General features: G+C 52.3%; 8 protein-coding genes. 6 read left to right on the plus strand and 2 right to left on the minus strand.

The genetic code is table 11. The annotated features are described in order from the left end of the window. Nucleotides 1-4: 4 nt before the first annotated feature. Nucleotides 5-1,219 carry an O-succinylhomoserine sulfhydrylase gene (locus tag B3007_RS05235; RefSeq protein ID WP_301376782.1) on the plus strand — a complete coding sequence of 405 codons (1,215 nt, stop codon included), beginning with the start codon at nt 5-7 and terminating at the stop codon, nt 1,217-1,219. A gap of 89 nt (nt 1,220-1,308) precedes the next feature. On the opposite strand, the gene B3007_RS05240 is transcribed toward B3007_RS05235, so the two are convergent. Next, a complete protein-coding gene (locus B3007_RS05240) occupies nt 1,309-2,436 on the minus strand; it encodes a putative solute-binding protein (RefSeq protein WP_301376783.1) in 1,128 nt (375 codons plus the stop codon). Nucleotides 2,437-2,725: 289 nt separating this feature from the next. Here B3007_RS05240 and B3007_RS05245 point away from each other — a divergent pair, with 289 nt between their 5' ends. The 3 genes from B3007_RS05245 (at nt 2,726) to B3007_RS05255 (ending at nt 6,640) form a co-directional block, all read left to right on the plus strand. Further along, complete coding sequence (locus B3007_RS05245) at nt 2,726-3,625, plus strand: AAA family ATPase (RefSeq protein ID WP_301376784.1); 900 nt, start codon at nt 2,726-2,728, stop codon at nt 3,623-3,625. Nucleotides 3,626-3,707: 82 nt separating this feature from the next. Further along, nucleotides 3,708-4,604, plus strand: coding sequence for a DUF58 domain-containing protein (locus B3007_RS05250; RefSeq protein ID WP_301391384.1), 897 nt, complete (start codon nt 3,708-3,710; stop codon nt 4,602-4,604). Then, the gene (locus tag B3007_RS05255) at nt 4,601-6,640 is read left to right on the plus strand and encodes a DUF3488 and transglutaminase-like domain-containing protein (RefSeq protein WP_301376786.1); all 2,040 of its coding nucleotides are present in this window, start codon (nt 4,601-4,603) and stop codon (nt 6,638-6,640) included. The genes B3007_RS05250 and B3007_RS05255 overlap by 4 nt, the downstream gene beginning before the upstream one ends. Here B3007_RS05255 and B3007_RS05260 read toward each other — a convergent pair. Continuing rightward, nucleotides 6,560-7,237 carry a DUF6436 domain-containing protein gene (locus tag B3007_RS05260; protein WP_301376787.1) on the minus strand — a complete coding sequence of 226 codons (678 nt, stop codon included), beginning with the start codon at nt 7,235-7,237 and terminating at the stop codon, nt 6,560-6,562. The two genes, B3007_RS05255 and B3007_RS05260, sit on opposite strands and share 81 nt — an antisense overlap. Before the next feature lie 106 nt (nt 7,238-7,343). Here B3007_RS05260 and B3007_RS05265 point away from each other — a divergent pair, with 106 nt between their 5' ends. Further along, the gene (locus tag B3007_RS05265; RefSeq protein WP_068435896.1) at nt 7,344-8,006 is read left to right on the plus strand and encodes a thioredoxin family protein; all 663 of its coding nucleotides are present in this window, start codon (nt 7,344-7,346) and stop codon (nt 8,004-8,006) included. Between the two features lie 153 nt (nt 8,007-8,159). Continuing rightward, a complete protein-coding gene (locus tag B3007_RS05270) occupies nt 8,160-9,770 on the plus strand; it encodes a methyl-accepting chemotaxis protein (protein WP_301376788.1) in 1,611 nt (536 codons plus the stop codon). The last annotated feature ends 58 nt before the right edge of the window (nt 9,771-9,828 follow it).

Consider the following 9,828-nt stretch of genomic DNA (forward strand, 5'->3'; position numbering starts at 1 on the left):
GAAAATGGCAGACTTACCTGATTGGCCAGAGCGCTACCAATCTGATCTGACGGATGCAGAGTTTGATACTCTCGCTGTTCGTGCCGGTCAGATGCGCACGCCGGAAGGTGAGCACGGGGAAGCTATTTTCCCGACCAGCAGTTATGTGTTCTCTTCAGCGGCAGAAGCTGCAGCGACTTTTGGTGGCGATCGGGATGGCAATGTCTATTCCCGTTACACCAACCCGACGGTCAGAACTTTTGAAGAGCGCCTTGCCGCTCTTGAGGGTGGCGAAGCCTGCGCAGCGACAGCCTCAGGTATGTCCGCTATCTATGCCTTGTGCATCGCACATCTGCAGGCGGGCGATCACATGATCTGCTCTCGAGCCGTGTTTGGTTCGACGACTGTTCTTCTGGAAAAATTTCTGCGTAAATTCAATGTGGAAATTACCTATGTTGACCTGTTGGATCTGGGTGCATGGCAAGGTGCCGTACAGGAAAATACGAAGCTATTGTTCCTTGAGTCGCCGTCTAATCCGCTGACTGAGGTGGCAGACCTGCGAGCTATTTCTGAAATTGCGCGGTCTGCAGGTGCTTTGTTTGCCGTAGATAACTGCTTCTGTACACCGGCGGCTCAATTGCCTCTGGCTTTAGGTGCAGACCTTGTTGTGCATTCTGCGACCAAATACATCGATGGTCAGGGCCGCTGCCTTGGCGGTGCGGTCATCGGTTCGCATGAGCTGATTGAGCCCGTTATTGGGGTTCTACGCTCCGCCGGTCCGACAATGAGTCCGTTTAACGCGTGGGTCTTCCTGAAAGGGCTGGAAACGCTCTCGCTGCGTATGAAAGCGCACAGTGAGAATGCTCTGGCATTGGCACAGTGGCTGGAAGAGCACCCGAAAGTCGCGAAAGTCAATTACTGTGGCTTACCTAACCATCCACAGTATGAGTTGGCTAAGAGTCAGCAGCGTTTGTTTGGAGGCGTGCTGTCGTTTGAGGTGGAAGGCGGACAGGAAGAAGCCTGGAAGGTTGTTGATGCGACCCGCATGATTTCAATTACCGCTAATCTTGGTGATACGAAAACGACGATTACTCATCCAGGCACTACGACTCATGGTCGCTTGTCAGATGAGCAGCGAGACGAAGCAGGAATATCTCAGGCGCTGTTACGTATTTCAGTTGGGCTCGAGAGTGTTGAAGATATTAAGCGTGACCTTGCGCGCGGACTTGATGCTCTGTAGCTGCCAGAATCGCTTACCATCTGATATCAAAGGCTGCTTTATGCAGCCTTTTTTTTGATTGAAGCTCCGATTATTCGATAGGGCTTCGCTTACTCGACGGGATTTTTACACTCACTCTCACCCGGAGAGAATCGACAGCGGATTTTGCGAGCCAGTCTCAGCATCACCGGATCGTAATAACCTTCGCCTCGTAGATCCAGGCGGACTTTCTGAGCACTTTTGTTCAGTGTTGTCAGGTCAGCAGGGGATGGGTTAATCCAGAAGCTTTCAGGGATGTTACTCAGCTCCTTATCCAGCATGCGTGCGTAGCTATTAAATTTGAATAAAAAGTCTTCACGTAAAATCTGAGCCAGGCCGGGCGGAAAACGATCGGCATGTCCAATTAATTGCAGTGTCGACTGACCCAGAGGCATAGCAAGTCCACGGGTCTGATCTCCAGTTCGGCCGCTGGCCATTGCCAGGTAGCCGATGTCAGGTGCGACCATCAGTTCGGTCAGTTCATTGGTAAATGTCTGCACAGTCGCGGGCATACTGCCTGTGCGTGTCCGGCCGCGGAGTGCGTCTACTAAGCGAATAAAGCCGGTATCGGTATCTGCAACGGATACGGATTTACCATCAAGAGAATTGAGGGACGCTTTGTCTGCAGAGTCGGCGTAAAGGCGGCTATAGCCAATACTGACCAGGCCGAGCGCCGTGTATTGACCGTTGGTCATGTGATCGGCGATCTCGGGTTTTGCCAGAACCTGTGCCAGTAGCTGTAAATGCTGACGGTCAGGCAATGCGCCAGGCGCTTCTGTCGTCGCCAGAAAACGATTAAAACGTTGTGCGGTTGCACCGCGAACAAGAATGGCGTCGCACGTTTTCTTGTTGACGAAAGTGTCGACCATCTCCTGTTCATTCTGGAAAACTTCAATCGTCAGCTGCATGCCATAATGCAGTGAGCGAAGTACCTGATCTTTGGCGGCGCTCGCAATTGGACCGGCCTTGCTGATTGGGTCCCAGATACAGAAAGTGCGGTGCAGTCTGCCATCGGTCATTTCATCACTGAGAAGTGTTTTCAGTGCCCTGATCCTTTTCTCCAGAGGGAGGTTCGGATTCAGAACGGCGGCCTCAAGAGTCTGATGGCTTCTGACCTTAGTGGTCGTTTCTGCTATGCCTGGTAAGGCGGTCAATAACATCAGGAGGCAGAACGCCGGAAGTAGTAGAGGGTTCTTCATTAAAGATCCTTTTTGTTTAACCCTGGTGGCTCAGAATCGGGTCCAATTATACCGACTCAGACACCTGTCTGTATTCGTCCTTTATGTGTCTGGCGCGAGATGGCCCATAGCCTGCCTGAACAAAGGTGTAGCTGGCAAGAGTGATCCTTCAGCGAATGATTTCTTAGTAGGATTTTATGTGCGCGATGTCTGTTTTTCGGATTATTTCCGCACATTGTCGTTAGCTGAGCACTTAAAAACTGTCATCGGGTCAGATACTCTTATGTGTCAAATTTTCTGAGGTTTCTGCATGTCTGCCATTGAAAGGGCGTTATCCAGTCTTTCGACCGTCATACTCGGTAAAAATCAACAGTTAAAACTCTCCATGTGCTGCCTGCTGGCAGACGGGCACCTGTTGATCGAAGACTTACCGGGGATGGGGAAAACGACACTGTCGCATGCTCTGGCACAGGTTTTTGGTTTGAAATACAGCCGGATCCAATTTACCAGCGACCTTTTGCCTGCTGACATTATTGGTGTCAGTATTTTTGAGAAAGATCCGGATTCTGGCGAAGGCGCCTTCCGTTTTCATCAAGGCCCTGTCTTTGCTCAGGTGGTTCTGGCCGACGAAATTAATCGAGCCACGGCGAAGTCGCAGAGTGCGCTTCTTGAAGCCATGGAGGAACGGCAGGTCACCGTTGAGGGCCAAACCCGACCTCTGCCACAGCCATTTTTTGTGATTGCTACTCAGAACCCGTCTTCTCAGGGTGGCACATTTCCACTGCCTGAATCTCAACTCGACCGGTTTCTCATGTGCCTCAGTCTTGGATATCCAGATGAGCGTGCCGAGCGGGAACTGCTTGAAGGAGTAAGTCGCCGCCATCTGGTCGAGGACTTGCAGACGGTGATCAGTCCGGAAACACTCGTGCGGCTACGTCAGGCCGTTGCGGGCGTTAAGGCGTCTTCTGCGGTTCTGGATTACCTGCAGCGTATCCTGGCCTTCAGTCGTAATGACATGCGCTTTACTCATGGTCTCTCGCCGCGAGCCGGGCTTGCTTTACTGCGTGCAGCTAAAGCATGGGCCGTTATCGAGGGGCGCACATTTCTGATTCCCGAGGATGTACAGGCGGTGTTAGAACCTGTCGTCGATCACCGTCTCAAGTCTGGTGCTGCGCGGCATATACTAGAAAATGTTGCTGCCTTAGCCTGATATGGTCAAACGAGCGCAGTCAGATAAGAGAGGATGGGGCAGGCGACTGTTTCAGTCGTGGTTGAATCGCAGGATTCCCCCCGTGTCGCGGCTGGCTCTCTCTCACAGGAATGTTTTCATTCTCCCGTCGCGAACGGGGTGGGCCTTTGCGGGTCTGCTTGTGGCCATGTTGCTGACCGCTATTAATTATCAGAATTCACTTATCTACGGCTTAACCTTCTGGTTGGTCAGTCTGGGGCATGGCACCATCTGGTTAACTTTTCGTAATCTCTCAGGGCTTGAGATGTCCGCAGGTAAGGTAGAGCCGTGTTATGCCGGCGAAAGTCTTCAGTTGCCGGTCAGAATTTCTTCTGCCCGGAATTGGGCCGTCGCAGTTGCTGTGGGGTACCCAGGGGAAACCCAACAGGACTTTACTCTGGCTCCGGGCGAGTCGCTCGAGGCCTCCCTTACGCGGCGTACTCTTAAACGGGGGCGTCTGCCATTGAAGCGGATCCGGGTAGAAACTGAGTACCCATTTGGTTTGTTTCGTGCCTGGAGCTGGGTCGCGCTCGACTTTGATGTGGTTGTTTACCCTAAGCCAGAGTTTACACCCGTGCATCTGTCAGCCGGTGACGGTGATGAGGTTGAGGGCGTAGCCGTGGCGTTGATTGGGCGAGATGACGTGTCGGGTATCCGTGAGTACGGGCGCGGCGACAGTATGAATCAGATCTCCTGGAAGCATACCGCACGGACCGGGTCTCCTAAGTCGTTCGAGCGTGAGCAGGAGCAGGGCGTTATGTGTTTGCTCGACTGGGAGAGCCTCAAAGGCCTGGAGCCGGAAGTTCGTTTATCGAGGTTGGCCTCATGGGTTGATCAGGCTGAGGCGCTGGGGTGGCAGTATGGTCTTTCGGTACCTGGTGTAGAGATACCTGCCGATACCGGAATCGAGCATCGCCATCGTTGCCTTAAGGCTCTGGCATTATGGGGAGCAGGCGAATGACCGGTGTTGCTCTCCCAAGAAAAGCATTGTTGCTTCAGGTGTTGGCGGTACTGAGTTCACTCGTGCCGCATCTGGGGTACCTGCCGGTATGGCTCTATCTGATGGTGGCATTTGTTCTCGGCTGGCGATGGCTCGTATATACCGGTCATCTGTCCTTCCCGGGACGTTTCGCAAAGTTGGTTGCGGTTGTTCTGGCTTGTGTGGGGGTGTATGCGCTCAGCGGTGGCCGGATTTCGCTTGAGGGAAGCAGCGCCTTCCTTATATCGGCAGGGGTTCTTAAGCTTCTGGAGCTGGCCACCAGAAGAGATGGCGTAGTCGTTGTCTTTATTGCTTTATTTATTCAGGCCTCAGGTTTTCTTTTTAATCAAAGCATTCTGTATAGCCTTCAGGGGATTGGGACGCTGATTCTGGCCTGTGCGGCGATGGTCGCCACGCAGGCTGCCACCCGAACGGGACTATCTTCGCAGGTTCCTGTATTTGGTGTGACTGCAAAGCTATTACTGACGGCTTTGCCGTTTATGCTCATCGTCTATTTCTTATTTCCTCGTCTTGGTCCGCTCTGGAGCGTAGCGCTGCAATCCGACTCAGCCTTGACCGGTTTGTCTGAGCGCCTGCAGCCGGGGGATATTTCGGAGCTTAGTCAGTCATCTGAAGTTGCATTCAGGGTGACCTTTAATGGCGTCAAACCTTCTCGCAGTGACCTCTACTGGAGAGCCATGACGCTGGATAAACATGACGGGGACGGTTGGGATAAGTCAGTATTGGATGCGGCTCAGCTACCCATGCCTGCAATTATTGAAGAGGCCACTTACGACTACGAAGTAATACAGGAAGCAACGGGGCAGGCGTATCTTTTTGCGTTGGCGGGCTCGGTAAGCCGAGACAGGGATATCGAACTGACAGCAACCCGTTTATTGAGATACGGCCGTCCTGTTTATCAGCGCATCAGATATGACGTCAGTGCGCCAATAGAGCCGGTTATTGGTCCTGCCTTTGACTCTGGATTGAGAACCGCTCCTGATTTGTATCTCGCACTTCCTTCTGGCGCTAACCCCATGATCCGGGAATGGGCGAGGGAGCTGCCCTCTGAGGCCGGGCAATTTGCTAAAGCGTTCCTACAATTCGTACGTGAGCAGCCATTTTATTACACGCTTAAACCACCTCGTTACGGCGAAGATGATATTGATCAGTTTTTGTTCTCTGGTCGCAGAGGTTTTTGCGAACATTATGCCTCGGCAATGGCCTTCGCTGCCCGGGCGGCTGGCATTCCATCCAGAGTGGTTGCTGGATACCAGGGGGGGGAGTGGCATCCGGATGGCTATCTGACCGTAAGACAATATGATGCACATGCATGGGTTGAACTCTGGGATGGCCAGCAATGGTTCCGGGTTGATCCTACCTCAGCAGTGGCGCCAGATCGGATTGAATATGGCCTGCAAGGAGCCCTTCTAGAGGAAGATTCCTTTCTTGAGAAGAGTCCTCTGTCTCCGCACCGTTATACCGATATTGGATGGGTAAACAGTCTGCGCTTGCAGCTGGATACTATCAATTACCAGTGGAGCCGGTGGGTGCTGGCATATGACGGTGAAAGGCAGAAAGGCCTGTTGTCCCGCTGGTTTGGCATCGATGCGTTGGTTGACGGTTTGTATATTATCGCCGGCTCAATCGCGGGTTTGTTTGTAATTGGTGCTCTGTGGCAATGGTGGCAGCAGCGCCCGGAGAAAAGAAAGCGGCTGATTCTTATCTGGTCAGAGTTGCGTCGTACTGCGCTAAAAAAAGAAATTACGGTCGGGGAGGGGACGGCACCCTTATCGTTGCTGGCGGAAATCGAAATTATATATCCGTCTCTTGCAGCCCAGTGTCACACTGCACGTTGCGCTCTTATACAGGTATACAAATCAGAGGCAGAGGAAATGTTGGAGCGTGCTGAGAAAAACCTTGCTCGACAACTGCAGCTACTCAACCGGCAGCTGCGTCGGGTCCGGCCAGGCGCAGAAGCAACCACTTCCGGCAATATTCAGAAAAGGCCCGTATGATTCGCCCGCGAGCAGACGCTCAATCATGTTGGTGAATAACGCTTCGTCCGAGAGACTGCAGAGGGCACCAAAGCCATACGCGCCAAAATAAGCCAGGCTGGCATTCTGGTTGAGTACCGCCAGCCCCGGACTGGCGGTCAGGGGTAGCCTGTCATTGGCAGACGCCTTCATGACCAGAGCATTAGGATTGAGTTCACGTGCTTCCGCCAGTCGATTTTCTGGAAGTGTTTCTGGCGCTAAGATAATAAATCTAACCTCATCGCCTTCTGGCCATTGCTCAATAATGGCTCGGGTGTGACGAGCACTGACGTTGTTGCACAGACAGTCTGGTTTCCAGAGATGTACCACAGTCACCAGTGCATCGGAACTTTCAGGATATTCAGCCGACACTCTCTTCAGTAGCGCTGCCAGGCCTTGCTCAACAATGTCGGGGCTGCGCGATTCAGCAGGGGCGCCTGCTTCGACAAATGGACGCAGTGACTGCTGCTGAAACCACCACAAGCCAAACAGTGAACCTGTTAGCCAGACGAAGATCAGTACGGAAACAAGGAGTGTTTTTTTACGACCTGGGGCATCGGACGCGTTAGATACTGACATGGTCTGAATGGCTCTGAATATGGGTTACTTTCTCAGCTACCGCTTCCCGGGTGGCTGGCGTTATCATACATAGCTTTCTAATTGTAAACGAATCTGGAGTGTACCCGTGTCTTTCAGGGTGTTGACCGCAGAACAACTGACGGCCGAGTCACTTGCATGCGACCAATGGTTTCTCGTGGAGGTAGTTGGTGAGCACTGTGCACCCTGTCGTGCAGTTGAGCAGTTGCTAGCGCTACTGGCACCGACGCTTGACCCTCGCTGCCCGATCGTTCAGCTTCGTGCCGAGGAGTCGCCCGAGTGGGTGGCTGAACTTCAGATCCGAACTGTTCCTCTACTGCTGATTTACCATCGGGGAGAAGTAGCTGCGCGCGAACAGAACAATCTCTCAATGGTCGGAATCCGGCATTTTCTCAACAAACATTTACCGTTTGCGGTCGACCCTGCTCATCAGGTCGGAAGTTTACTGAGCGAGGGTAAGCTCGATCAGTTGCGCTCAGTCCTTGGGCTGCTGACGGACGAAGAGTCCCGTACGCCAGAAGTGCAGCGCGCACGTTCGTGGCTATCCATGCGTGACCTTAAGCTTCCACCGCCGGAGTCTGATGTCAGGGACAGCTTTTTTGAGCAGGCGGAAAGCGGCGATTGGCGAGCAGTGTTACGATCATTGGAAATCTCAGCCTCAACTGACCACCTGCGAGAGCTAGCCATCGCCTTAGCGGACCTGATTCCTGATCGGAAACTGGTCGCAGAGTGGCGTCGTAAAGTACTTTAGTTATACCGTTATCTATGCGTGCTCTGTTTACTTGTTTTTACCGGCGTTCCCGCCCTTCAGGTAATTAGGCCCGCGGGGATAATTAATCTGGAAGCTCGCGGTTACCCTCCTATAGTCAAAGCTGATGACATAACGATCAATAGTGGTGTAACTATGGAGTTTGAGCGCCTGAGTATTCGTCAGCGTTTATGGATAATGCTATCGGCAGTATTTCTCATGGGTGTTATTTCCATGGCTGTCGATTTTCATCAGTATCAGAATCAGCTGGTGGAAGAGAAAAAACAGCAGCTATCGGCGTTAGTCGAGTCGCAGGCAAGTCTGCTCAGTCAGTTACTGAGCAACGGTGGTGACCTACAGGAGGGGCTCTCCGCGATTAACGGTTCTCGCTACCACGGTGAGGAGTACTTCTTTGTAATTAACGAGCAGCTAATTATGAAAATGCACCCCTTCAAGCCCGTACTGAATGAGACGTCGGTGTCCAAAGTTCGCGACCCTGATGGTGTTTATCTGTTTCGTGAGATGAAGAAAGCGGTTGAGAAGGGCGGTACAGGATTTGTTAATTATAAATGGCCGCGTCCGGGTAGTGATGAACCGGTCAGTAAACTCAGTGCAATTACACCTGTTGCCGGATCAGATCTCTATATTGGCACCGGTGAATATATTGATGATATTCAGGCGGTCATCTGGAGCCGGGGAAGTTGGACTCTTTTATGTCTTCTCATCTGGGGCGGGTTTATGTTGATCTGCTCACGATACATTACCGCCGCAATATCAAAACCTATCCGCAGAATTGAAGAGACCATGGCTAACCTGGCAGAAGGTGATCTGTCATTTGAATGTGAACGGTCGGGTGTTCCTGAATTTGATCGTATTTCTGTAGCTATCAATAAAATGCGATCGCGGCTGGCCGAATTGTTAAGCCGTATTCGGGATGATAGCGACCGACTAAACCGCGAGGCCGACATCGTTGCCCGATCAACGTCAGAGGTGAGCGCAGGCTCTGATTCACAATACCGGGAGCTTGATCAGCTATCAGTCGCGATGACTGAAATGGTTCAGACGACGCAGGTGCTTGCCGGTAACGCACGCGACGCCGCACAGCGTATGACTGAAGTAACGGACGCTGCTTCCAGTGGTGCCAACTCTGTTTCTGCGGTAAGAAAGCGGGTGTACACCGTGTTAAATCAGTTGGAAGGGGCATCGGTTGCCATTACCCAAATGCATGCGTCTGCCGAGCAGATTTCGAATGTGGCAGAAGTGATTGCGAGTATTTCTGAACAGACCAATCTTCTCGCCTTGAACGCAGCTATTGAAGCAGCTCGAGCGGGGGAGTCAGGGCGCGGGTTCGCTGTCGTTGCTGATGAAGTCCGGACCCTGGCTCAGCGCACAGGTGTCGCCACCAGTGAAATTAAAGACGTAATTGAGACCATTACACAGGTGGCCAATGATTCTGTCAGAGCAATGCAGTTGAGTGCTGAAGAGACAAAAGCCTGTGCGGATGAGGTAAATACAACGGAAGAACAGTTGGCTGGTATCTCAAGCAACATGACACTGGTAAAAGATATTAATCATCAGGTGGCCGCGAGTGTCACCCAGCAGGAACAGGTTGCAGCAGAAATGGACAGTAACCTCTCACGCGTAGCGGAGTCGGCAGACGGTCATAAACATGTTTCAGACATGCTCCGAGGCACATCTGAAAATGTCGAACGTCTCGCTGAGGACCTGGCTGGGCAACTAAAGCATTTCCGCATGGAAGTAAGCTGACGTCTCTTAAATTCAGCAATAAAAAACCCCGCAGTGCGGCACTGCTGTCCCACAGTTT

Origin of the sequence: Thalassolituus sp. UBA675, assembly GCF_002297765.1 — a bacterium.
Classification (GTDB): domain Bacteria; phylum Pseudomonadota; class Gammaproteobacteria; order Pseudomonadales; family Oceanobacteraceae; genus Thalassolituus.

What these genes read in the sequence shown, in the direction of transcription:
- B3007_RS05235 (WP_301376782.1), top strand. Translation starts at nt 5, where the DNA reads ATGGCAGACTTACCTGATTGGCCAGAGCGCTACCAATCTGATCTGACG.
- B3007_RS05240 (WP_301376783.1), bottom strand. Translation starts at nt 2,436, where the DNA reads ATGAAGAACCCTCTACTACTTCCGGCGTTCTGCCTCCTGATGTTATTG.
- B3007_RS05245 (WP_301376784.1), top strand. Translation starts at nt 2,726, where the DNA reads ATGTCTGCCATTGAAAGGGCGTTATCCAGTCTTTCGACCGTCATACTC.
- B3007_RS05255 (WP_301376786.1), top strand. Translation starts at nt 4,601, where the DNA reads ATGACCGGTGTTGCTCTCCCAAGAAAAGCATTGTTGCTTCAGGTGTTG.
- B3007_RS05260 (WP_301376787.1), bottom strand. Translation starts at nt 7,237, where the DNA reads ATGTCAGTATCTAACGCGTCCGATGCCCCAGGTCGTAAAAAAACACTC.
- B3007_RS05270 (WP_301376788.1), top strand. Translation starts at nt 8,160, where the DNA reads ATGGAGTTTGAGCGCCTGAGTATTCGTCAGCGTTTATGGATAATGCTA.